General features: G+C 40.4%; 17 protein-coding genes and 1 pseudogene. 3 read left to right on the top strand and 15 right to left on the bottom strand.

The window, feature by feature from the left end; genetic code table 11:
- Nucleotides 1-196: 196 nt before the first annotated feature.
- From LQ216_RS00815 to LQ216_RS00770, 10 genes and pseudogenes are all read right to left on the bottom strand, one after another.
- On the bottom strand, nt 197-1219 hold the full coding sequence (locus LQ216_RS00815) for a LacI family DNA-binding transcriptional regulator (RefSeq protein WP_230126233.1): 1023 nt from the start codon (nt 1217-1219) through the stop codon (nt 197-199).
- An 850-nt stretch (nt 1220-2069) separates the two neighbouring features.
- Nucleotides 2070-2645 carry a membrane dipeptidase gene (locus tag LQ216_RS00810; RefSeq protein ID WP_290369203.1) on the bottom strand — a complete coding sequence of 192 codons (576 nt, stop codon included), beginning with the start codon at nt 2643-2645 and terminating at the stop codon, nt 2070-2072.
- Nucleotides 2646-2733: 88 nt separating this feature from the next.
- Nucleotides 2734-3087: pseudogene (locus LQ216_RS00805) on the bottom strand (anti-sigma regulatory factor); the annotation flags it as partial.
- 258 nt (nt 3088-3345) lie between these two features.
- Nucleotides 3346-4053, bottom strand: coding sequence for a Na-translocating system protein MpsC family protein (locus LQ216_RS00800; RefSeq protein WP_230126231.1), 708 nt, complete (start codon nt 4051-4053; stop codon nt 3346-3348).
- A 391-nt stretch (nt 4054-4444) separates the two neighbouring features.
- Nucleotides 4445-5320, bottom strand: coding sequence for a DMT family transporter (locus LQ216_RS00795; protein ID WP_230126230.1), 876 nt, complete (start codon nt 5318-5320; stop codon nt 4445-4447).
- A gap of 190 nt (nt 5321-5510) precedes the next feature.
- A complete protein-coding gene (locus LQ216_RS00790) occupies nt 5511-5879 on the bottom strand; it encodes a DUF948 domain-containing protein (protein ID WP_230126229.1) in 369 nt (122 codons plus the stop codon).
- Nucleotides 5880-6076: 197 nt separating this feature from the next.
- Nucleotides 6077-6541, bottom strand: a complete 465-nt coding sequence (locus tag LQ216_RS00785) for a DUF948 domain-containing protein (protein WP_230126228.1) — start codon at nt 6539-6541, stop codon at nt 6077-6079.
- A gap of 156 nt (nt 6542-6697) precedes the next feature.
- Nucleotides 6698-7921 carry an MFS transporter gene (locus tag LQ216_RS00780; protein ID WP_230126227.1) on the bottom strand — a complete coding sequence of 408 codons (1224 nt, stop codon included), beginning with the start codon at nt 7919-7921 and terminating at the stop codon, nt 6698-6700.
- A gap of 234 nt (nt 7922-8155) precedes the next feature.
- On the bottom strand, nt 8156-8497 hold the full coding sequence (locus tag LQ216_RS00775) for a Uma2 family endonuclease (RefSeq protein ID WP_230126226.1): 342 nt from the start codon (nt 8495-8497) through the stop codon (nt 8156-8158).
- 425 nt (nt 8498-8922) lie between these two features.
- Nucleotides 8923-13458, bottom strand: a complete 4536-nt coding sequence (locus LQ216_RS00770; RefSeq protein ID WP_230126225.1) for a lamin tail domain-containing protein — start codon at nt 13456-13458, stop codon at nt 8923-8925.
- A 258-nt stretch (nt 13459-13716) separates the two neighbouring features.
- Between LQ216_RS00770 and LQ216_RS00765 the strand changes: the two genes are divergently transcribed.
- Nucleotides 13717-14571, top strand: a complete 855-nt coding sequence (locus LQ216_RS00765) for a glycerophosphodiester phosphodiesterase (RefSeq protein ID WP_230126224.1) — start codon at nt 13717-13719, stop codon at nt 14569-14571.
- Nucleotides 14572-14654: 83 nt separating this feature from the next.
- On the opposite strand, the gene LQ216_RS00760 is transcribed toward LQ216_RS00765, so the two are convergent.
- The 5 genes from LQ216_RS00760 to LQ216_RS00740 all read right to left on the bottom strand — a co-directional run bounded on the left by LQ216_RS00760 (nt 14655) and on the right by LQ216_RS00740 (nt 21851).
- Nucleotides 14655-15914 (bottom strand): MFS transporter, encoded by a 1260-nt coding sequence (locus LQ216_RS00760; protein ID WP_230126223.1) that lies wholly within the window; start codon nt 15912-15914, stop codon nt 14655-14657.
- 161 nt (nt 15915-16075) lie between these two features.
- Entirely contained in the window at nt 16076-16783 is a 708-nt protein-coding gene (locus LQ216_RS00755) for a TerC family protein (RefSeq protein ID WP_230126222.1), read from the bottom strand.
- Nucleotides 16784-17502: 719 nt separating this feature from the next.
- A complete protein-coding gene (locus LQ216_RS00750; RefSeq protein WP_230126221.1) occupies nt 17503-19569 on the bottom strand; it encodes a penicillin-binding protein 2 in 2067 nt (688 codons plus the stop codon).
- A 21-nt stretch (nt 19570-19590) separates the two neighbouring features.
- The gene (locus tag LQ216_RS00745) at nt 19591-19749 is read right to left on the bottom strand and encodes a hypothetical protein (RefSeq protein WP_230126220.1); all 159 of its coding nucleotides are present in this window, start codon (nt 19747-19749) and stop codon (nt 19591-19593) included.
- Nucleotides 19750-19823: 74 nt separating this feature from the next.
- On the bottom strand, nt 19824-21851 hold the full coding sequence (locus LQ216_RS00740) for a penicillin-binding transpeptidase domain-containing protein (protein WP_230126219.1): 2028 nt from the start codon (nt 21849-21851) through the stop codon (nt 19824-19826).
- A gap of 355 nt (nt 21852-22206) precedes the next feature.
- Between LQ216_RS00740 and LQ216_RS00735 the strand changes: the two genes are divergently transcribed.
- Both LQ216_RS00735 and LQ216_RS00730 read left to right on the top strand, forming a co-directional pair.
- On the top strand, nt 22207-22593 hold the full coding sequence (locus LQ216_RS00735) for a BlaI/MecI/CopY family transcriptional regulator (protein WP_230126218.1): 387 nt from the start codon (nt 22207-22209) through the stop codon (nt 22591-22593).
- Nucleotide 22594: 1 nt separating this feature from the next.
- On the top strand, nt 22595-24427 hold the full coding sequence (locus LQ216_RS00730; protein ID WP_230126217.1) for a BlaR1 family beta-lactam sensor/signal transducer: 1833 nt from the start codon (nt 22595-22597) through the stop codon (nt 24425-24427).
- Nucleotides 24428-24531: the final 104 nt, after the last annotated feature.

Genomic DNA, 24531 nt, shown 5'->3' with positions numbered 1-24531 from the left:
AGCTCCTATATCGATGATGGAATTGGAGGTTTATTCGCCCAAAGAGTTATGTGATGCCAGTCACTGCTCTAACCAACATGGTTGGTGTAGGCGTTTAAACCTTTAGACTTTATGTTTGAATGACCCCAGAAGACTACACGATTAAATTGATAAATTTCTTTCGTCAATCACCTCCTTAAAATATTGAGATAATGGGCTACTTACCAGCTCTACAACTTTCTCTTATCACCAATTCAGTCGGAACGATTACCGTTAACGGAAGCTTCCTTCCACTCATACGATCAAGCAACAACTTCACCCCTGTTCTTCCCATTTCCGTAGTATGAATCTTTATCGTTGATAAAGGAGTGCTGGCAAATTTCGCCACCTCGATGTCATCAAAGCTGATGATCGCAATATCATTTGGAACGGAAAGCTGTACTTCCTGCAAAGCCCTTAATGCACCAATCGCCATCGGATCACTCGCCAAGAAGAAGGCTTCAGGATATCCATCCTGTTGTATCGCCTTTTTCATCAATTCATATCCCTGGGCCATCGTGTATTCCCCGACGTATACGTAGTCAGTATGGTATAGCCCTTCCTTCTTCATGAACTTCTCAAAGGTTGTCAGCCGTTGATCCTCAATCTCAACTACTACGTTTTTACAATGTTCCTTCTCAATTCCCCCAATATAGCCAATCCGTTTATAGCCAAGCTCCAGAAAGTGTTTTAACGCCTTCTCTGTCGCTTTTTCAAAATCTATGATGACAGCATCAAACTTCTCTTCATCTGGAGAATGATTGATATAGACAACGTTTTCGATTTGACTGCTTACCGTTTTTAATCCCTCTTGACTAAGCCTTCCTATGACAATCAAACCATTCAGTCCATCGATAAGTTGGTTTGTACCAGTCTCATTTATACGAAACATTGTTGTGTTAATCCCCAAGTTGGATAATTCTGCCTCAACACCTTGACGGATGGATAAGAAATAAGGATCATTTAATTCTTCCTCTACTGATTGGCAAAGGACAATTCCTATATGTAAATCTTCTTTATGTGCATCTCTTTGTTCAGTCCGTCTCTCCTGAATCGTCTTATAGCCCAGTTCTTTGGCAGCTTGGAATATCCGCTGTCGTGTTTCTGTCTGTACGGAGATTGTTTCATCATTGTTCAAAACCCTTGAAACCGTGGAAGCAGACACATTTGACAAATCTGCAATTTCTTTGATAGTCGCCATCACAAAACCCTCTTTACTAATCTTTACTTTCCAGTTCTCATCATTTTCGTTTTATTTACTAAATTATTTACTTGATTATTTGTATAATAACAGATAGTGAAAGGGCTTTCAATAAATAATTTGAATTTTCTAACACTTTTTACTATTTATTTGGATTTATTAAGAAAATTAAATATTATAATTTAGTAATTTATTTACTATAAAAAGATACCTTTTGGTTAACTGAAAGGTGTCTAGCTGGGCGTCTTCATTCTGTATTTTAAAGGGGCTTTGCTAAAGATTATTGTTGATTTTCATATATACAAATAAGGGAACTTCATTCGATTATAGAAGTTCCCATTCTTATTCTATTAAAGCTCACGTTAGATAAAATTCTATCTAAAAAAGAAAGAAACCACTAAAAAAAAATAGTAGAAATAAAACGAATAAAATCGTTAAAATTGTCAATGAAATAGTCTTCCAAATTCCTTTAGGACTTAATAATGCAGAAACAACCGATAGAATAAATAAAAATAAAACCGTTAAATAAATGAGAGTATGATTAATCAAAGCACCATATATTGTAGCTATAAAAATGAACGTTAGAATAAGTAAGACTAACGAAACTTTTCCTAAATGATTTCTCAATATAATCCCCCTAATTGAATTTCCCTAACTAAACTTTTTCTCCTATAAAGGAATAAACCACAATTCCTCAATTGGTAAATCCTGATAATCTCAATTTGTCATACTCTGCTTCTATTGAGAATTGTTCGTTCCATCAAATTTCAACAGAGTTAATTAACATCGCCTTCAACTTAAAAAGGCGACAGACACCTTCCCATTACTGGAAGATGTCTGTCGCGCTAAATTAAAATATCCGGAGTAAATTTCCACCTAATATTTTTTCCAACTCTTGATCTTTGTAGCCTCTTTTAATCAAGCCCTCTATTAATCTCGGAAGGTTTTGATGTCCATCAATCACATCAAAAGGTTTACGGGGCATGCTTACTAAATCATCTGGAGACATATATTTGAAAAAATCATTGCATAAATCCAATCCAATGCCAACATGATCAATTCCTACGAGATCAACCATATGATCGATATGATTTAAATAATGTTCCAAATCACTGTTTTCATCTTCCATGGCAACGATTATACTTACCGCATTAATCCCTACTACTCCGCCTTTTGATGCAATAGCTTTTATCTGTTCATCCGTTAAATTGCGCATTGTATCCGCTAATAACCGAGAGTTTGAATGTGAAGCGATAATAGGTTTCTTTGCAATCTCCACAACATTCCAAAATCCTTCATCGTTTAAATGGGAAACATCAATTATCATTCCAAGTTTCTCTGCCTCTTCAATCAACTGCACGCCAAAGTGGGTAATTCCTCCAGTGGTCCCTTTACTCATTTCATAACTGATGGATGCCCAAACCAAATCATTATAAAAATTTCACTATCGGTAGTTTAAGAACTTTTCACTCGTTTAAAGGGCTACAATAACCGATACTTCGCTTTTAAATTCATCATTCTTCCCTCCATTTAATTACGGTAACTTCTGTTCCTTTTCCAACTCTGGACTCGATTTTGAATTCATCCATTAACTTTCTAACACCGGGAAGACCGAAACCGAGACCGCTAGAGGTTGAATATCCATCCTTCATCACTTTAGCTACATCCTCTATTCCCCAGCCACTATCTTTGGCGATTACCTTTATGCCCACCGCATGCTCTACTAACATTTGTTCTATAGAAATCTGTCCATAATCTGCATACAAAACTATATTTCGCGCCAGTTCAGAAATGGCAGTAATGATTCTAACCTGATTTACATTTCCAAAACGAAGTGATTTTGATAATTCTCTGCCTTTTCGTCTTGCCTCTGGCTATATCCTCATTTTTATGGATATCGACTATTATTCTATGCGCCATTCAAATACTCCTTAGTAATTGACCAGTACTATTCAGGCCATTTTTTTTATTTCTCGCGCTCATATTTACAGTCGCAACACTGTCGATTTTCATAGTCTTTCGGTTTAGGTTAATCTACCGAATCTTAATCCCTACCAATAAAAAAGCCAAAAAGAAGCTGGATTACTCTTCTTTTTGGCTTATATCTAGTTCTTTTGCCTAGCTTATTACCGCCCTATATTTTTATTTGGCTTTAAAATAAAGATGATGCTGCTTCGATCTCTTTCAAAGTCCCAGTCAACAAAAAAATCCGTTAACTGTGCATCCAAATATGCTTCAAAATTGTGGCGATGTTCGTGGATAAGTCTTTTCTCAAGGTTTCGTTTTGTGACTCTCAAGGTATCCTGAAAACCGAGTTTAATTAATTCCTTCTCAATGTTAACAAGGAAGCCGGTCCTGATTATAAGTAATGTACGGGAATTAATGAAATACGAATAAATAGTATCGGGCTGTTTTTCAGCCTCTTTACTTACTATAGCAATCTCATTATGAATTTCATCTTGATTCTCGTAGGAATCTATAATAGATTGATTGTTTTTCGCACTTATGGCCACAAACATGCCAGAAGGCGAATCCAAATTCCAATCGTAATAAAATTCCTCAATATCCATTCCTATATGTATTTTTATGTATGCTTTAATCTCTTCAATTAATGTCTCCATTAACATATCCCTTGTTTTTTCAACATAGATGCTCTGTTCCTGATTGACTAAAGCTTTTTCCATCGGGGATAAGAAGTTTGTAATATAAACGGTGATAAATGGCTTATTTATACTTGCAAAAACCGATTCCGGGCCCCTTCCGAAATTCTCCCGAAGCAGCCTTCCAATATAACTGCCCAATTCTTTTTCACGATCTTTTTCCCATACATTCATATAATTCGTCCTTTGGCATATGTCTACTTTTCGATAATTTTATCCATTTTCTAGTTCTTTAAGATTAGTATAAGATGATTACTTAATGCTTATAAAGAATAAAACCCTAAATATTTTCTGTTCTTTTATTCACTAAAACAAGCCAAAAAGAAGGTCTTTGACCATGCTTTTTGGCTTACATCTAGTTCTATTGCCTAGCTTGTTTCCACCCATCATTAAGTTGGAGATTTATGTTTGTTCATTTATAGTACATTATCCGTATGTATCTTGTAAATAAGAATTTCCTTATTATTACTTTAAATTTCCTTAATCATACTTTCTCTATATGCCCATTCCATTCCTTCCCATTTTTGAAAACTTTCAAATAATTTCTTATCTGCTACTAAAAGACTTATGTGAGGTTCCTGCCTTGCTCTTTTTTTGAAAAAGTCCAGTTCACAAGAAAGATTCCAAGGAAAATCAGGAAGCCTCCCAGATAAACATACCACTGTATTACTTCGCCTAATAATACCCACCCTGCTAGAACTCCAAAAAATGGAGCTAGAAAGATAAATGCACTCGTTTTGCCTGCATCGCCTTCATTCAGCAAGTAGAACCAGATCGCAAACTGGACAATCGAAGCCATGATCGCAAGCCAAAAAATAATAAAAACGGAAGTCGGGTTTAGGATCAGCTTAGGGGTTTCAACGGTTAGCCCCAACACTAATAAAACCAATCCACCGAACAGCATCTGATAAGCAGTCAGCACCCATATATTAAATCGGCTGCCCCACTTTTTAATCAGGATTGTGGCAATCGACCACGAAATAGCGGAGCCCACTCCAAGCATTGTTCCTTCCTTCAGCTGTAAATGAAAGCCGAGAGTAATAAATACCCCTACAAATCCAATGATAACACCCGTCCAATGGGAAAAGTGATATTTAGAGCCAAGGAAAAGACTGGCCAGGATAACAACAATAAGAGGGTTGCTGAAAGTCAGAATGGAAGATTCTCCAGCCGGTATCGTTTTTAAACTCAGAAAAATGCACGCCATTACTCCAGCTGTCTGGAAGAGTCCGATAAGAAGGATTCTTCCCCAATCGGACGACAACTTAGGATGTGGTTTTTTAATGACCAGCATTGCCATGATCAAACCTGCAATCGTAAACCGCAAGCCGACAAGCAGCATAGGAGAAACATAATTTAACCCTATTTTTCCGACCGCGAACGACGAGCCCATAAGCGAAGTAGTCAAGATAACTAGCAGTATGTAATAATATCGATTCATATTCCGCTCCCCGTCATGTACCTTTACTTAATAGTCTAGAATGGATTTTAAACAAATATTAACATACCTCTTTCATCCGTGTATGTAAATTCACTTGCGGGCAAAATAAAAACCTTATCGCAAGGTTAAAACTAACCCAGCGATAAGGCTTTAAATAGAGTCATAATCTTTCAAGAGATTATTTAAAATGTTATCGTATATTTCTCTTAGGATTGGATGAAGTTGTATTGGCATCTGGCGGGATGGCGTTTCCGCGGAAGTTGGCTGCCTGTTTGACCGAGTTTGTGACATTATGGATCACTTCTCCAACATCCTGGGCCGATTCCAGCAATGGATCCACTGTCCGCATTTTATGCTTCACATCAACCGTGATTTGATTGGCTGTATGGATCAGCTCCCTGGATTCCTGTGTCAGGTCCTGAACCGCGTTCCTCACCTCATTAAGGGTCTTGTTGGTTTCTCCCAGTGTCACCATTCCTTTTTGAAGCAACCCGATTAGAAATACGACCAGCCAGATGAATGCAATAGCGATGGCAGCAACACTGAATTCAATAAGCATAGAAGCAATTCCTCCTTTTTAACCAATTTATGTACAAGCGCTAAAGATATTCCTTATAGATTTTCATTCCAATTTTCACCCAAAGACAAAAAAATACAAATGCTTATCCCCTTGCGCTCGGGAAGCAGCATTCGTATGTATCTAAAAGATAAATTCCGGTAACTCATCAATACTGCCAATGAAGTGGTGATCAGCCGTTAATTTAACCTAATCTTTACTCCTCCATTTTGTTTGGACCTGATTGTGTTTACAGGGGCATCTTCACTGGATTTAAAGTTGGATGTTCTTGCTGGATGGTCCTTACTGGACACAGTACTCGCTGCATCTTGTGGATGATGATGAGTGGTACCGGTTTCGCTTGGCGGAGCTTCGTTATTTGGAATGATACCAGACCGCTTAACCGTATCTGTTACACTGTGGATCACTTCACCTACATCCTGGGCCGATTCTAACAAGGGGTCGAATGATTTGATCTTATCTTTGATATCGTCAGTGACCTGGTTGGCGGAATGGATCAACCGTTGGGATTCCTCTGTCAGGCCAGAGACGCTGTTTCTCACCTCAGCGATTGTGCGTTGGGTTTCACCGAGTGTCTGAATCAATTTAGCGGCCAAACAAACAAAGGCAACTGAAGCACTGGCAACGCTGACCTTAATAATCATGAGCTTCCCCTCCCTTTCCCTTTCATTTTATGTACGTGCCTCAAGCTATATTCCCGTAGTTAAAGGAATATAAGGGAAGTCGGGAGGCTCAAGTATCGGGTTGATGCACTTTTTTTATTTGGAAATGATATACCAAAAAAGAGTCTTCATTTACATTTATATTCCCTTTTTTCTATTCTCCGAAATGGTTATATATCTACTGCTGCCGGCTTCCATTCCAACGATAAATAGTAAAATCGCTGCTACGCAAAGAATAATGATAGGAATCGTCCAACTATGAGTGAAATCGTGAATAAGCCCAAAAAGCGCCGGTCCAATCGCGGCCAATAAATAGCCAATCGATTGGGCCATACCGGATAACTCAGCTGCTTGATGAGCGTTTTGTGTCCGCAAAACAAAAAACATCGTGGCCAAACTGAATGCTGCTCCTAAGGCAATTCCAACGAGCACTGCGCATAATGGGGCAAATGTTGGATTTCCGCTCAACAGCCCTGCATAGGTAAGAAGCAAACAAAGGACGATGAAACCTACCAGACGTCGTTGGTTAGCAAGACGCCCTGCCCAAATTGGGATTAAGAAAGAAGCTGGAAGGCTTACAAACTGGGCCAATGACAAAAGCCAGCCAGCTGCTGAATGGCTTAATCCTTGTTCATGAAGCATGGAAGGGAACCAGGTTATTACCGTATAAAAGACTGTGGATTGCAACCCCATAAACAAAGCAACTTTCCAGGCAAGGCCGGATTGCCATACAGAACCGCCCTTTTCATGAGAACTCGTTGGCATATTTGCTGAACGTAGCTGAGGCAGCCATAATACAAGGGAAACCAGGGAAAGAAGAATCCAGCAAACAAGCGAAAAACGCCAGCCTTGGCCGAATCCCTGAGAGATGGGAATACTAATCCCTGAGGCTATCGCCGCCCATAGATTCATAGAAAGTGAGTATGTACCCGTCATAAGACCGACTTTATTCGGAAATTCCCGTTTAACTAAACCGGGCAGTAGCACATTGCAGACGGCAATAGCTATACCGAGCAACGCTGTACCTAAAAATAATGTTTCCATAGAGGGAACATAGCGGAGAGCAATCCCTGCCGCCAAGAAAATCATTGCTCCAAAGAGCGTGTACTCTGTTCCAAAACGGCGGGCGAATTTAGGAGCGAGTGGGGAAACGGCCGCAAATGCCAGCAGCGGGATGGTTGTTAACATGCCTGCTGATGCATTGGACATGTTCAATTCCGTCTTAATCAAATCGACAATCGGTCCAACACTTGTTAGCGGGGCTCTAAGGTTGGCTGCTGCGAATATGATTCCCAGGACCAACACCGAGACTGTAAGATTGGAAGAAACATGGGTATGAGTTATTTTATTTTTTGTTATCAAGTAAAATCATCCTTTTTGAGTCAAAAGCAGAAGCTGACAGTTTTGAATAAAAATCCGTGTTATAACCAAATGGCTATGACAGTTCATTCACCTTATTAACAGACTAAGATCTTAGGATTGGCATAGTTCTCCTCTAAGTAGCATTCGTTCCACAATTTCCGAAGAGTGTATCCTCTTTCATGTCACTCACACTAGAATACAACCACAAGAAATTCACCCATGCAAATGTGGCCCTTATGAAAATATATCAATCATGTCCACTTCAAATCCTCGAAGAATAAGTGAACGAAGAACATCTTCTTTGTATATAAAGGGTGTCCCATATACGTCCTCTTCTGTGAGGATATATTGCTCCACTACTCTTTCATTGGGGTACATTAATAAATACTCTTTTACTCCATGTTTTTGGTAAATGTTCAGTTTTTCAATGCGGTCTTTTTGCCACGTAGATGGAGATAAAACTTCAATAATCAGATCCGGTGCGCCGTTGCAACCTTTATCATAACGCGGTTCGTCTGGCCATGTTAAATATTCAGCATATGTTATTTTCTTAGGATTAGGTTTAATGGAACTCATTACAAACCTCTCCTTACTAACCATAGTTTATCAACATTTTAAAGATAATGATAGCCGAACAAAACGGATGTTCAAATCAGATACGAAAGAAAAATTCATTTTCAAATTTAATCACTTTCCCTATCTTCCGCGCACATTTTGACAAATTCGTATCCAATTTTACCTAAAAGGCTTCCATCTTTCATCTGTTGTACATACCCTAAACTAAAAGGTGTGAATTCAATGGAAGTATTCATCTTCTCTTATCTAGCCACTTTTTTATTGCTCTTTTATGTTGGCCTTTTAATCATCGGGGCATCATGTACGACTGTTTTGTTAGGAGTACAACTGTTCAGAAAAATAAAAGGCAACAGCTTTAGACAAGATTATACTAAGCATATAAAATAAGACACCTTCCGGTTATTTGGAAGGTGTCTTATTCATTATTATTTAGCTGCCTTTTCCTTATCTATCTCTGCCTCTTTATCACTTGCTTCCGTTCCTTTTCCTCTATCTTTTTCTTTTTTCTCGGCTTCTCTTTCTCTATCTTTTTCTTTTTCACTATCCCTCTTTTCTTCTGTTTCTTGTTCTCCTTCCTCTTCTCTTTCTTCTTTCGCCTTACCTTTCATTGTAAACTGCCAAATATCTGACACCGCTTTTCCTTTATAGGAATCAGTTGCTTTGACATACCAAGCGTAGCTATTGGCTTTATCGAGTTGCTTCCATTTAAGAGTGGCAATCTTGCCGCTATCGACATTTTTCACTGTGCCGATTTCTTTTTCTGTGAACACGGCTGCTTCGAAATAATCAGTGGCTACTTGTTTTTGTTTTGGCTGCAGATCTCCAAGTTCGATTACAAATTCATCTTTCCCCGGGTATACGGTTGGGTCATAGAAATTATACTTATCCAGATATGGTGAATATGTTTTCACATAAATCCTGTTTTCTGCTGGATTTACTTGCAGCAATCTCATAAATCCTTGCCCACCTTCAGGTCCGCCCTGATAATCGGCAAGCATTTGGTATACTTTTCTGTCAGGTGTTCCGTCACCGTTATCATCAAGATTACTGATTAAGGTTTCGCTGTCATGATAATGTCCGCTCAGTGTTGCGATTACATTTTTATTTGGAACCACCACTTCTTCAAAAACCTTATTTCCGACCGGGCTGCGGTTACCGGACACAAGCATATACTCGTGGAACGCAAGGATTGCCATTCGATCCGGATGCTTGGCGAGAACTTCATTCATCCATGCGATGTCCTCATCATTTACGCCCCAGCCCATATAGAGCATGATGTAATCATTTCCATTAGCAGAAACCAAATCGTAATGTCCGCGGTTATTCTTGTAGGATTCGCCATAATGGTCTTGATCTTTAAAGCGATTCTCACCGAAATATTTATAATATTCCGTATAGTCTCCGGTTTTATGACCGACATCATGATTTCCCGCAAGCACTCCGTAAGGGACCTTTGCGTTTTCAAGTGTCTTCATATATTGGTCGGCGTAGCTCCATTGCTTCGGATCTTCGGCTATATTAACAAGGTCGCCTGTATGGAACACATACTTAATATTCATTTTAGTTTTGTTCGCACTGACCCAGTCTGTCATTTTCTGAAAAATATGCGGATAGCTTTCAGAATAGTACTGGGTGTCGGACATCCAAATGAATGAATAATCGTAATTGTTTGAAACGGCTATTTCATCCTGAACGATCACCTGGACAGCACGGTCTTTAACAAATGCCGGTCCTGAGACGGTTCCTTTTAATTGGAAATCTTCCTTAGCGGCTACTTTTGAATCGACGGCAATCCATTTTCCTTCAGAATGGTTCCAGGCATACATCGTTACTTTTCGGCCGGAAAGGGATTTCCCGTTCCACTTTAACTCGATTTGGTCTGTATCCATCACAGCGGCATCAAGCTTTATCTCGAAACGCTGATATGGAAATTGTTCGGTGGAACTGGTTGTCGTGTATGTTCCGTCCAGCTTTTTAATGGCCTCCAACTCTATCTCGGAAAGTGCTTTTTCCCCGTCCAGTTTCATAACCTTCGGCGGTTCTGTATCAGAGGCATGCTGCGAGACTTTCATATTTGCTTTGTTTGCGGCATTGTACTTAAACCCTTGATAAAAGGAAACATCCATATTGTCGTTGGTCGGATCCGTTACTCGAACAGACATCTTCGGGTTAGGGTTCACATTTGTTTCCCCGTCCTTTGGAGTAATAACCTCAGGCTGGCGCGGCATTTCCTCTACGACCGAGAAGGTTACTTTCTTTTCGGATTTGTTCCCTGCTTTATCAATCGCAGTAACCGTAAAGACATGGTTGCCCGCAGTCAGATCTGCGGAGGAAGTCTTAAAGGGAAGTTCGATTTTCTTCCCGTCAAGATTGGCTTCAAAGCTTTCAACGCTGCTGATCGCATCATTGATCGTCGCGTTTATTTCAAAGTCTCCCTTATATTCCTGTCCCTCCAAGACGCTCGTTTCAATCTCAGGGGCTGTATTATCAACGAGGACCTTCGCTTTGGTTTCTTTCCCTTCGCTGTTAACCGCCTTTACTTCATGTTCCCCTTCTTTTTCAAGCTTCGTATCCCATTTATGTGCAACAGCATTGAATTTGTCAGAAGGTATGTTGAAGCTGAAATCGAGAAACACATGCGAACCGGCGCTGTCTCCTATCGGAAGTTCTTTGTCGGCATCTTTAAAATTCGGATCATAAATCGTTGTGCCATCGGACAAAACAAGGCGGACATTCTTAATATAAAAATCGTCCCGGTTCTCTTCTGAAACCGGATCAAAAGGAGAAACCTTTGTCCCGGACCTTACGGTGATGACTGTATCTTCATTGATTTGCATTTTATCTGGCGGGATTGGAACCGACATCGTTTCAAAGCTGTTTATGGTATCATCAAAGATTTTTAATGTCTCATCTCCCATGGTCACACCATTTTGGAAATAAAGATTCGTCTTCTTTACATCAAAAGCAAAATACGCCCTGTTCTCCATCGATTTGAAGGTATGATTGATTTCTTTGTTGTCGATTAAGAGCTTCGGCTGTTCACTGTCATCGGTTGCTTTTATTGTCTTTTCGCCGGATAAAAGGTCATGATCTTTTACGTTTAACCGCAATCCTGTCGATGACACTTCTCTTGTAATCGTTACTTTTTGTTTTTCAGTAGAGACAGTGTTGGCTCCATCGGAGGCGGTTGCATAATATTCAATCCAGTCCTTCCCGATCAGTTCAGGCGAATAAACGGTATGATGGTAAAGCCCATCATCATAATTTTCTCGAAGATAGATTTTCTTATAATCATCAGCACCATTTGTCCGGTAATAGAACGCCAGCGTCTTAACACCTCGGTTATCCTTCGCATCAAAGCTGATTTTCAAATTGTTTTCTTCCTTCACTGCTTGTGTTGGCGAGATCAGTTGAAGCGTCGGGTTTTCTGAATCTGCAGCTGTATTTACAGGCGCTTTGGGTATTTGAATACCTGCCACTTTACCAGGTGTCGCTTGTTCTTTTGCGCTGCTGATTTTGGTCATATCGATGGAGCCTTCTGTCGGGAACCGGTAAAGGATTCCTTTGTTTGCGGCGGAGTCGTTCACATTCGGCTGGTCATTGTAAAAAGCTCTCGATATTTCCTTGCCCGTGTTTGTGGCAATGACAATCCCACGGTGGCTGCCGTTCGCCATGCCTCCGGAGTGGATACGGACGATATTCTCATTTTCTATCAATTGGCTTCCGAAATGCTTGTTAAAATCAGCGACTGTTTTCGAACCGTTATCAGCGTTAATGATCCAAAAGACAAGCGATTTCTTTGAAGGAATCAAGACATCCTCTTTATCAGAAGGCCACACTAAATCTGCCTCCGAACCCTCTGCCGGGTAACGGTACTGAATCTTGTAATCCTTGAAATTTACAGGTTGATCACTATTATTGTAAACCTCAATAAACTCATAGCCATCAAGCTTACCGACATTGGTTGAATCCGGAACGACTTCCGTGACAAGTAATGGAGGAACTTTTTGTGTATCGTAAGGCGGTTGTTCGATTGCAGCGGTATAGGTTTCGGTTTTGCTTGTATTGATTCCATCTGTTGCTTCTATATAATAGGAAAATGTTTCAGACCAAAGCTCGTTTTTAGGGATGACTGCCTTATATATCTGTTCATCAGCAGAAAGTGCCATTGGTGCTTGCAGGTAAGGACCTTCTTCATCCTGCTTATAAAAGAGTGTCCCTCTATCCACTTTATTGTTATCGGTAACTTTTGCAGTTATCGTCAGATCATTTGCAGAACTCCCTCCCGTTACCGGCTCGTGTGTGATTACGGGTGCTTCTTTATCAGCAGGTTGTTCTGGTTGGACGAGTTGTAACGGATCAACCTTGCCAACAGTCGGCTCAGATTTCTTCAGGAATGTTTCCATGTCATGGCCCGATGAAGGCAGCTTAAAATGCGCGGACAACCCATCACCGATATCGTCTGCCAGATAGGTTGATGCACTGATCGCGTTTCCGCTGTTATCCTGAACGACAATCGACCGGTTTCCTCCATTATAAAAACCGGAGAAACCCGTACCTTTGAATTCTAAAATAGACTCCGCATTTATATCTGCACCATAGTGAGTAAGAAAATCCGCTTTATTTTTACCGCTTTTGTTATACCAGAATACAAGAGTCTGCCCCTGGTCGATGGTGTGTTCCCCGACGGAAAGCGGTACGTTCGATCCCGATCCATCGCTGTATGTATAAAAGTATTTATAATCTGCTAGATTCAGCGGCTGCCCGCTGTTGTTATGTACTTCAAAAAACTCGTAATCATCTGCCCCCTTATTATTCGGCATAATCTCGGTAATCACCAGTCCCTGTTTTTCCGCGGCCGACACGCTTTTTTGGAAGGCAACAGGTGTGAAAATTCCTGTAAAACTTAAAATAAAAGCAAGAAACATTACCAGAGGTTTTCTTAATCCTACCCTTTTCATCTTCATCCTCTTTCCCCAAATAATAGTTTTATCAAAATAAGTCTAATAATGGTATATGAAGGAAAAACGAAAGAAATGTAAATAGACTGTAAATGAATAGAAAACAGGTACAAAGCCCCTACTAAATTAGAGTACTAACTAACTATTTCACCATCTCGTAATATTCTTGCTATTAAACTTTTACCTTTGAAGGGATAAAAATTAATATTCCGTTGCTACGCTTGAAAAGTAGTTTAATAGAGATGGGAGATGTGTAAATTGAAAAGAAGATGGATGTCGGCGCTTGGGGCGCTGGTAATCGGAATTGGTGTGATGTCAGGTGGGGAAACTGGAATGGCAAAGCAAAAACATAAGGATATCGTAAATGTATCCCATCGTGGTGCTTCCGGCTATGCTCCGGAACATACGATTACAGCCTATGAAATGGGCGAGAAAATGCACGGGGACTATATTGAAGTAGACTTACAGATGACGAAGGATGGCAAATTAATTGCCATGCACGACGAAACGGTAGATCGGACAACAGATGGTACTGGCCGGGTAAAAGATTTCACTTTACAACAAATTAAGCAGATGGATGCAGGCAGCTGGTTTAACGAGAAGTATCCGCAATACGCAAATCCAGCCTATGTGGGATTACAAGTGCCAACGCTGGAAGAAGTGTTTCAGAAGTTTGGAAAGAATGCTAATTATTATATCGAAACGAAGTCACCAGAAGTGTATCCCGGAATGGAAAAAGAACTATTACGTCTCGTAAATGAATACAAAGTCAATAAAAAGACGCTGTTAGTTCAGTCTTTCAGTTCAGCCAGTTTGCTAAAAACGAAAGAACTGGATCCATCCATAAAGCTCGTTCAATTGCTTTCTTACAGAAGCAATGCCGTGATTACCGATGCTGAAATTGCTGCCATTAAGCAATATGCAATCGGCGTTGGCCCGAACTATACGTATCTGAACCAGGAATATGTACAAAAAGTAGTCAATAACGGACTAGCCATCCATCCATACACCGTCAATGATAAGGAAACGATGAAGAAGCTTATTGACTGGGGTGTCACCGGAATGTTCACGAACTTCCCGGACAGGCTTCATGAAGTGAAGAAAGGAAAGTAGGGCTTTTTTATGGATAGAGCAACAGCTTATAGATTCACGCTGTTGCTCTATCCATTTTTGATATCTTTTTAAAGGATTCCTAATTAATTAAAACCTCTAATCCCCTTATGAAACAATAACCCCACCGAGATTAATAATATAATAGCGCATAAGCTTACCAATGTTTCTATTTCCCCTACCCCTTCTGCTAACCAGCCCGTCAGCAGATAACCCACTGGTAGCAAGGCAAACGAACCTAAATAATCAAGGCTCGCAACTCTTCCGAATTTCTCTTCCGGGACGATTTCCTGCAAACTTGTTTCCCAGATCAGTCCAAACAGCATGATCCCCGCTCCATCAATAAACATCAACAGCATTAATAATGGAACGCTCGATACGAATGGCGTCAGAAGCAGTGCCAGCCCGCTTGCGGCCACGCCGGCATAGGCCAGTATTCCCCTCTTTCTCCATTCTTTCCTTAGTCCAAAAATAATCCCCGAAACGATGGCTCCCGCCCCTGCAGAAGACAGAACAAGTCCGTACACTACAGGTTCGAATTCATGATGGATATTAATCATCCACGGCAGCAATACCTGGGTGACCCCTCCTGCACAAATATTAATAAATGAAAATGCGAGAATTGTGATCCAGAGCCAGGATTGTTGTTTGATGACATCAATCCCTTCTATGAAATCTTGTTTTATTGAATTTTTCTCTTGTGGATTTACCGTAGTTTGCTGAAAAGATAAAGAACGAAGACTGATTATAAAGAACAAAGACACAATATATGTAAGCGCATCTAACCCAAAGCCCCAGCCTGCCGAAAAAGAAGTTACGATCACTCCACCTAGCACTGGACCAAATAATCTGATTCCTTGCTGGCTTACCTGTGTTAAAGAATTGGCCGCGTTACGAATATCTTTAGTGAATACCTTTGCCCGAACAGACGAATACGCCGGAAGGAAAAACCCATCCATCAAGCCCATAAGGAAAATCAAGATAAAAAGATAGGTCATATTGAGCTGGTCCGTGAACGCTAATATAGAAAGGACACCCATAATAATAAACCGAATGATATCAACGGTTAACATGATATGTACTCTGTTCAGCTTATCGACTAGTATGCCTGCAATCGGAAGCATGACCACATTAGGAAGCATATATAAAGCCATCACGGTTCCCATCATCGCTGTCGAATTCGTCAGTTCAAATACCACGATCGGCAAGATGACCATCGTGATCGAACTTCCCAGTATGGAAAAGAGCTGGCCAAAAAATAAGGCAGTGAAATAGCGCGATTTTTTAAAAGGTTGAAAAATAACCAGACCCTGGCCATGAGCCTGATTTGTTTGGATTGAACTCACTATATCCCTCCTACGATTACTCATTCTTCCATTAATATTATCATTTCATGGAATTTATTTCTTAAATATTAATGATATAGTACGAACTTCCACTAACAGCTTTATGAAGTAAGAAAAGGAAAACAAAGAAAAAAACCCGCCGATTGGCGAGTTTCATTATATTAATGCATTTTTTCTTTTAGTTGCATTTTTTCTTTATCATCGTCTTCGTGTTCTACTTTTTGTTGCTTGTAATTTCCTGCTAGGATAATACCGAGCACGACGACTGCTTCGAATCCGTATTTTACAAATGAATTCGTAAAGTAATCATGCATGAACGGTTCAGCGACAATCATCTTGGCAGCGGTCCATCCAAGGATCGCAGCACCGATTGTAATAATAAACGGAAAACGTTCGATTAGCTTAAGGATTAATGTGCTGCCGAACATGACGACCGGAATCGAAACCAACAGTCCAATAACAACGAGCAGCATGTTTCCGTGTGAAGCTCCGGCTACAGCCAAAACATTGTCCAATCCCATTAAGGCGTCCGCAATAATGATGGTGCGGATGGCTGCCCACATGGAATCAGCCGCTTTCACCTCATGTTCTTCTTCCTCCAGCAACAGCTTATAAGCGATCCATACGAGCAGTACGCCGCCTACTAAATGCAAGCCAGGTACATCCAATAAGTATACAACCAGCAGCGTCAAAATACTCCTTATGACAATGGCGCCTATAGACCCCCATAGAATTACTTTCTTTTGCTTCTCTTTAGGAAGCTTCCGTGCTGCAAGCCCTATAAGTATAGCGTTATCTCCGGCAAGTACCAGATCTATCATTATGATAGACAAGAGCGCCGCTAGAAATTCACCTGATAATATTTCCAATCTAATTCCTCCCTTTCATCCCAAAAATAAAGAGACCCTTGCCTTTGACGGCAAAGGTCTCGCTGAGCACTAAACAAAAGCTTAGGCCAATAAAGCCGGTGGAGAAATCCCACGTAATGACGACTTTATTTCAGGTTATACCTGACGCTACTCCCCTTTACGGGAAAAGCTATTAAGTTATTAAAAATACAAAAATCAATTCAACTATTCTATTTTAGCAAAAAGAATAGAGTAGTAAAAGAGAAATGTATTAATAGATTAGAAAAATTATTGATTCACATGGGTTAGCATTATACCTTATGAACGATGTCTACCTTCAAAAGAAATATACAAGCATAAGCGTGATGATTAATGATTGGGCTGATGTGATCATAAAATCATTTTTCCAGTATGTCTTTGAAAAAGGACTTAAAATCCTTGCTATCAAAAAACTGCATAACCATATACTTAAAAAGCTAATAATAAAACCCATCATTCTCCCCCTAATCAAATCAGAAAAGGCTCCACTTAAATACATTTGTCCATCTATATTCTACCATTATTTCTAAACTATTAATCAAACACCATATAAAATCCACAATGTTTACTCATGGCTATTAGCCATAATTAGTAGTAAATTAGTGCCCATAATTTCGAAAACGTTGAAAGATTTTTCGAATTACAACGAATAAAAAACACAAAAGGGGCTGCCATCCGCAGCCCGCTTTTCCATATACTCATCATTCGTGCTGGTCTTTATCTTCGAAGTATGCTTTCATAATTCCCTGTCCAATCTTCTGGCTGATTGGATGGGAGTTTGTTCTGGCATTTGGAACGACGACTGAAAAAGCGACTTCAGGATAGTCGTAGGGAGCATATCCTACCAGTGTCAGGTTGTTCGTCGGTTTATCTGTATACGTCTTCCGTAATTCGGGGTCATAGTAAAAGGATTCTGCTGTTCCCGTTTTACCGGCTATTTTGTAGCTTTTGTATGGCGGTTTATTGAAATAGGAGGCAGCCGTTCCGCCTTGTTCGTGAAATACCTTGCGAAATCCTTCCTGCACACGTTCAACCTCATGTTTATCCATGTCGATCCGATTCAGATAAACCGGAGGAACACTTCGGAAAACGACAGGATCCTGGCCTTCCATTTCCGGTTCGCGGATCTCCTTAAGCAAGTGAGGCTGCACCCGATACCCTCCATTAGCAAGGGTTGATATGTATTGTGTCAATTGCATCGGCGTGTACGTATCATATTGGCCGATTGTGAAATCGAGCAAAAAGCCAGGTGATTCTCCTTGGCCGCGATATCCGTTCGCTTCATTCGGTAGGTCGATTCCCGTCTTTACCCCTAATCCGAATTGTTGGAAATAATAGCGAAATGTTTCAAATGCTTTCGAATCAAGCGGAAGTTTCATGTTTCGATGATAGGTCTTCCCAAGCATGCTCATAGCCGTCTTGAACATATAGACATTGGAGGATTGCTTCAATGCAGTCTGGTCAGTGACCATCCCCATCGTCCATACCGACTTCTTGACCGGGGTACCCAACAGATAGATCGGCTCATCCAGGAAAGACTGGCCCGGCTGGATGGCTCCGCTCTCATAGCCGGAAAGTACCGTCGCCCCCTTAACGGATGATCCCATTTCAAACGATGAGTTGACGCTGCCGAGGGCATAATCGACCGCCTCCCACTTTCCGTTGATTGCTTCAATCTGTTTCCCGGCCATCGCCAGCACTTCTCCCGTTACCGGATTCATCATCACTACAAAGGCCTTATCCAGAAATGCTCCCCCGCCGTTCCTCCTTGCATCAATCAGTTCAGCGGTAAGTATCTCTTCCACCTTCTTCTGTAGATCTATATCAATCGTCAGCATAAGATTCTTACCCGATTCACCCGCAGAGACTTTGTGAGTTTTCACAATGTCTCCTTTTCTGTTGGTTTCAATTTCCGTCACGGATTTCATGCCCCTGAGGACATCTTCATATTGAAATTCCAGTTGGCTTTTTCCAACCCGGTCATTCCTGCTGTAATCTTTTGATAAGTAATTGTCCAGCTTTTCCTTCGGAATTCCTTCCTCCCGGGATGTCGTGCTTCCCAATACGGAACGGAATAATTCCCCATACCGATATGTCCTTTCCCAATCGGTTATAATATCCACTCCAGGCATTTCATCCAGTGCCTCACTCACTCGTGCCACTTCCTGATTTGTCACATGTTCATCCTTGATAGGCTTAGGGTTAAAGGCATAACCTTTCTTCATTTCTCTAAAAATGGCGAGAACCTTCTTTTCGTTATTTTTGATTTCTTTTAAATCGGATTCTCCAATCCGGTCCAGTTGCATTTGATAACGTTCCTTATCTGTCAGTTCTTGGCTCTGCAGTTCCTGGTCTGTCAGCTTCTTCAACGCTTTATTTGGACGGGTCTCAATCCAGTAATCCTTCATGTCCCGTTTTGTAATCTTATCTGTTTTGATCGATATATATGTTGAGAGTTTCTTAGCCACTTCCAACAGGTCCTGATCCGTTTCATCTTCCCTTTTTATATAAACAATGATGTTTGACGCTTCATTATCGACGATCACTTGATTGTTCCTGTCGAATATTTTTCCTCGCGGAAGGGGATATCTCACTTCCTTCACATTGGTGGCATTCACTTTCTGCTCGTACATTTCTCCTTCGTAGAGCTGCACATAGGCCAGTCTGAAGATCAGAACGGTAAACAACACAAACACAAATGCCGGGATAAATTTCAGACGGGCCGATGCCGCCCGCTTTTTCTTTTTAGCCTTCTGCTCCTCCTCCACTTCCTGTCCCCCCGTTCTTTTTCAGATTTTTTCTTTTCTCGTCGTCAGGCTGACACAAGCAATGCCGACGATGCAGAACAATCCGAGTGTAAGAGGTTGTGGGAAAATAGTGTAGATCATCGTGCTAATAATCACCGGCACAACACGGATGGCGCTCATTCTGTCTCTCCGCTTACTCACCTTACACAACCCCTTTTCTTTTAGTATTTCTACAATCAGCGGATGAAGATAAATCCCACTGACGGAAGTTCCGATTATTCATTCTCAGCGAAATACTGATCCAGCACAGGTTTTACTTTCGCTGTCACATAATGGCTTCCACCGCGATTTTTTACATCCTCCACAACGGCTGTCAGCAAGATGGATGGACTCTTTGTATCAAACACGACAACAAAACCATTCTCCGTCCCGTCTTCGCCCTTCTTGCTCTTCAGCTCTGCGGTCCCCGTCTTTGCCGCAAGAACCTCTTTTGCCGTCTTAAGATTATGGGCAGTCCCGTCTTCACGCTCCACTACCTGAATCAAAGCCTTTTGGACAGCTGAGGCAACGTCACTGGAAATGACCGATTTGCGGACAGACTCCTTTTCATCCGCAACCAAAACAGGCATCACCATATTTCCGTCATTTACAAACGGTGTGAACGCAGTCCCTAAATGGACCGTTGACATCAGAACTTCACCCTGTCCATAAGCAGAATCAGCGAGCAATACTTCATTGTCGATTCCATCATTGGACAGCTGGCTCTTTTTCAAATGAATTGGTAGCTGAAAATCCTCCTGGAACCCAAATGACGATGCATTCTTCTCAAACTGAACAGCTCCCATTTCAAGGGCTTCCTGGGCGAAATAGATATTATCGGAATAGGCCAGCGCATCCACCATGTCCACCGGATTTGCTGCCTTAACGCGGGTGACATAATAGCCTCCCCAGCTTTTGTCCTTCTTCCACTGCAAGCCGGATATGTCCCGTTTCTTCTCCGGGAATGTCGTCCCAGCGGTGAGTCCGGAAGCGGCAGTAATTGCCTTGAAGGTTGACCCTGGTGCATACAGGCTGGAGAAACGGTTCAAGAATGGAAGTTTTGGATTTTCACTGAATGCTTTCCACTGCTTCTCCGTCATCCCGCTCACCATTAGATTCGGATCAAAGGACGGATAGCTGACGAGCGCCAACATTTCCCCGGTCACCGGATGTATCGCCGACACCGCGCCGGCATCTTGCTTCATCGCTTCATATATATGACTCTGCAGTGCAGCATCAATCCTCAGGTTTATATCTTTACCATCAATGGTATCCACTTTTTTAAGAATGCTTTTCTGTTCGCCCTCCTCGTTCTTTATTTGAATGATGCCGCCCTTCTTTCCTCTCAATTGCTTTTCATACACTTGTTCTAGTCCAGACTTTCCGATATAATCATCTGACGTGTATTCATGGTCGGCGCCCTTTTCGAGGTCTTCACGCGTTACTTGCTTCACATAGCCAACCAGATGGGCACTGCTTTCTTTTTCAGGATAATACCTCATTCTTTTTGTCTGGAAAGCGACTCCGGGCAGAGCCTCAACGATACTTTCCGGATGAAAATCTGCAGGCATAGCAGCAATCGGAACGAAGATATCATCGGTCACCCATTTCTGATCAAGTGCCTTTTGAAAGGTTTCTTCCGGAATCTTGAAATAAGTGCTCAGTATTTTTATACCAGCTTCCTTGGACTCTCCAAGCTTCCCTGGGATGATCCCTATTTCATACACATCCATATCCAATGCGAGCGGGTTTCCGTTACGGTCAAGGATCGCACCCCGCTCCGGCAAAAAGGACTGCGCGCTGACTTTATCTCCTTTTTCCATCCCGGCGAAGATCAAAGACGGATTCCATTTCACCTTCCATACCTTCCCGTCAGACGACTCTTCTTCTATAAAAGAAGTTTGATAGAACGCTGTTATCTCTCCAAGAAAAGTATGTATTTTTACCTTGAAGCGTCCCTCATACGTTTCATTATCCTCGTCGTAAAGCAGCTCCTTGGATAAAACGTCGATTGAAGAAGACTCAATGCCTGAAAAAATCGCCCCATATTTATCTGTCAAACTCTGTTTCGTATAATCGAAGGTTTCCAATTCCCCCTCTGAAATATGCTTCAGCATTTCCTGATAGTTCTGTTCAGAAAATTGGCTGACATATTCATTAAAAACTTCTTCCGGGGTTGCCTGATTCGCATTAACGTAACGCCACAGAAGCAGGCTTCCAGCTGTCAATGCCACAACCAGCAGCAATATGGTTACTTTCTTCATTGTTATCCCTCTTCCTGAATTGCAATTTTGATTTTCAAACCATAAATCTTACATCTGTAATTTTTGTAAGTATTACATATGTAAGATTTCAAGTCAATACTTTTAGTCGTAAAGTAATAGCTTATAATTTAACTATTACGATTGTAGGTTTTATGGACGAAAGAGTAGTATACTAGCAGAATCTCTTTCCAAATACTTTTTTGTTTCTCCTACTCTTTTTCATTCAATTTACAGAAATGTATCACCTTAAATCTTACATACGTAATATTTGTGATCAATGTTTTGTTTTATTGACTTCTTAAAATACGAACAATATAATTAAAATATTACAAACGTAAGTTTAAGGATGGTTCTTATGAAAAAATTACCTCAAATATCAGAAGCTGAATTAGAAGTGATGAAAATAATCTGGAAACACCCTAATATCAATACAAATCAGGTTATTGAGAAGTTATCCAAAAGTAGTACATGGAGCCCTAAGACCATTCAAACCATGTTGTTGCGGCTAATCAAAAAAGATGCACTGAGCCATTATAAGGAAGGTCGTGTATTTGTTTATACACCGAATGTAGCTGAAAGTGACTATGTAGAAATTGAGAGTCGCAGTTTTTTAAATCGTTTTTATAATGGGGCTCTTAATTCGATGGTATTAAATTTTTTGGAAAAAGATCAGCTGTCCGATGATGAAATTAATGAGTTGTATCAAATTTTAGAAGAACGTAAGAACAGAAAGAAGGAATAATATGGACAGCTCTTTCTTTAGTCTCTTTATTGTCAGTAATATCATATTGTCCGTGATTTTTTGCATCATTATTTTTATAAAAAAACTAATAAAGATCCAAATAACTGCAAACACCCAATACTATGTGAGTGTGATTTCTCTTTTGACATTGATTGCTCCTTTTCTCCCCTTACATTTACTAAAACTAAACTCTGTTTTTGACTGGATGATCAACTTGGGACCAGGTCACACAAAATTATCTGAGATTGATTCTGCAGGTAAAACGACAGAAACAATTTCTCAAAATGGAAATTGGCTGCAAGATTTTTCTATGTCAATTGAGCAATCGTCTCTTGGAATGATGGATTATGTCTTTTTCATAGTGTGGATATCAGGAATGATTGTTATGCTTATTGCTACTTTATATAGCAATCTAAAAATCGACAAAATTAAAAAAACCCTGCAAATAGTTGAAAACACGGAGTTATCAACACTTTTCTATAAAAGTAAAGAGGAAATACATCTTAATAAAAAGGTTGTTTTAGGATATTCCTCATTGATAAAATCACCCATTACCTTTGGGATTATCAAGCCATATATCGTTATACCAAAAGATATTTCCATGCTTTCTAACGACGAGATGAAATATGTATTACTTCACGAGTTGTACCACTGTAAACGCAGAGATATGCTCGTAAACTATTTCATGTGTCTGTCCAGAACGGTTTATTGGTTTAATCCTCTCATATGGTATTTCTTACGGGAAATGAAAACAGAGATGGAGATTTCTTGCGATTATGCAGTTTTAAAAACGCTGGATAAGGAGTCACACCTTAAATATGGCGAGGTTATTCTGAAATTTGCTTCTCTTTCGCAGAGAACATCACCTTTGTTAGCTGTCTCGGAAATCAGCAGCTCATTTAAACAAGTAAAAAGGCGTATTGTGACAATCGGAAATTTTCAAGAAGAATCATATCGGTTAAAGATGAAAAGTGCTCTGGCCTTCATCATTCTTCTTGCGATCATTTTGACTAGTATTCCTTCTATATCCGCATTGGCTGTGAACAAAGAAACACATCCTTTTTCCGATACCAATGTAAGTGTCATAGAAACACATCCCTTGTCTCATGCCAATGTTGCCTACAAAGATTACAGCAGCTTTTTTGATGAACTTTCAGGGAGTGCTGTACTGTATGATTCTAAAATGCAACAGTATACGATATACAATAAGGATGAAAGCACTACGAGATTCCCGCCTGCTTCCACATATAAGATATTCAGTGGATTGTTTGGGCTGGAATCCGGGATTATTACAAGGGGAAATTCTCAAATGACTTGGGATGGTACCTTGCATCCGTATGAGGAATGGAATCAAGATCAAGATTTATTCTCTGCCATGGAAAACTCCACCACATGGTATTTCCAAAATCTTGATCAACAGATGGGTAAAAAGAAATTGCTGAATTACTTTAAACAGATAAATTATGGGAATGTTGATTTATCGGGCAATCTAACTAATTATTGGCTAGATGAAGACTCTCTAAAAATTTCTCCTGTTGAACAGGTAGATTTAATGAAGAAGTTTTATAATAATGAATTCGCTTTTGAACAATCCCATATTGAAACTGTGAAAGACTCGTTACTTTTAGAAGAATCCAATGGTAATCTATTATCAGGAAAAACGGGAACTGCAGTTATAAACGAGGAAAATGTGGCTGGTTGGTTTGTGGGATATGTAGAAACTGTAGATAATACGTTTTTCTTTGCCGTCCATATTCAAGGTGAAGAGCAGGCTGGCGGAAGCTCCGCTGCCAAGATCGCACTTTCTATTTTGGAGCAGGAAGGCATTTATTAATCTGTTATGAAATGATTTCACATCAGTTTTTCTTATGTTATACAATCGGTGGTATCGGAATAACGCCATTAGAAGATGAAACGCAGAGTAAAATCTGCGTTTTT

Source organism: Bacillus sp. CECT 9360 (assembly GCF_918741275.1).
Classification (GTDB): domain Bacteria; phylum Bacillota; class Bacilli; order Bacillales; family DSM-1321; genus Peribacillus.
Note: the sequence above shows the minus strand (reverse complement) of the source record. Positions and strands in the feature narration are given on the sequence as shown.

What these genes read in the sequence shown, in the direction of transcription:
- LQ216_RS00800 (WP_230126231.1), bottom strand. Translation starts at nt 4,053, where the DNA reads ATGAATGTATGGGAAAAAGATCGTGAAAAAGAATTGGGCAGTTATATT.
- LQ216_RS00775 (WP_230126226.1), bottom strand. Translation starts at nt 8,497, where the DNA reads ATGAGTTCCATTAAACCTAATCCTAAGAAAATAACATATGCTGAATAT.
- LQ216_RS00735 (WP_230126218.1), top strand. Translation starts at nt 22,207, where the DNA reads ATGAAAAAATTACCTCAAATATCAGAAGCTGAATTAGAAGTGATGAAA.
- LQ216_RS00785 (WP_230126228.1), bottom strand. Translation starts at nt 6,541, where the DNA reads ATGATTATTAAGGTCAGCGTTGCCAGTGCTTCAGTTGCCTTTGTTTGT.
- LQ216_RS00730 (WP_230126217.1), top strand. Translation starts at nt 22,595, where the DNA reads ATGGACAGCTCTTTCTTTAGTCTCTTTATTGTCAGTAATATCATATTG.
- LQ216_RS00795 (WP_230126230.1), bottom strand. Translation starts at nt 5,320, where the DNA reads ATGAATCGATATTATTACATACTGCTAGTTATCTTGACTACTTCGCTT.
- LQ216_RS00815 (WP_230126233.1), bottom strand. Translation starts at nt 1,219, where the DNA reads ATGGCGACTATCAAAGAAATTGCAGATTTGTCAAATGTGTCTGCTTCC.
- LQ216_RS00790 (WP_230126229.1), bottom strand. Translation starts at nt 5,879, where the DNA reads ATGCTTATTGAATTCAGTGTTGCTGCCATCGCTATTGCATTCATCTGG.
- LQ216_RS00770 (WP_230126225.1), bottom strand. Translation starts at nt 13,458, where the DNA reads ATGAAAAGGGTAGGATTAAGAAAACCTCTGGTAATGTTTCTTGCTTTT.
- LQ216_RS00740 (WP_230126219.1), bottom strand. Translation starts at nt 21,851, where the DNA reads ATGAAGAAAGTAACCATATTGCTGCTGGTTGTGGCATTGACAGCTGGA.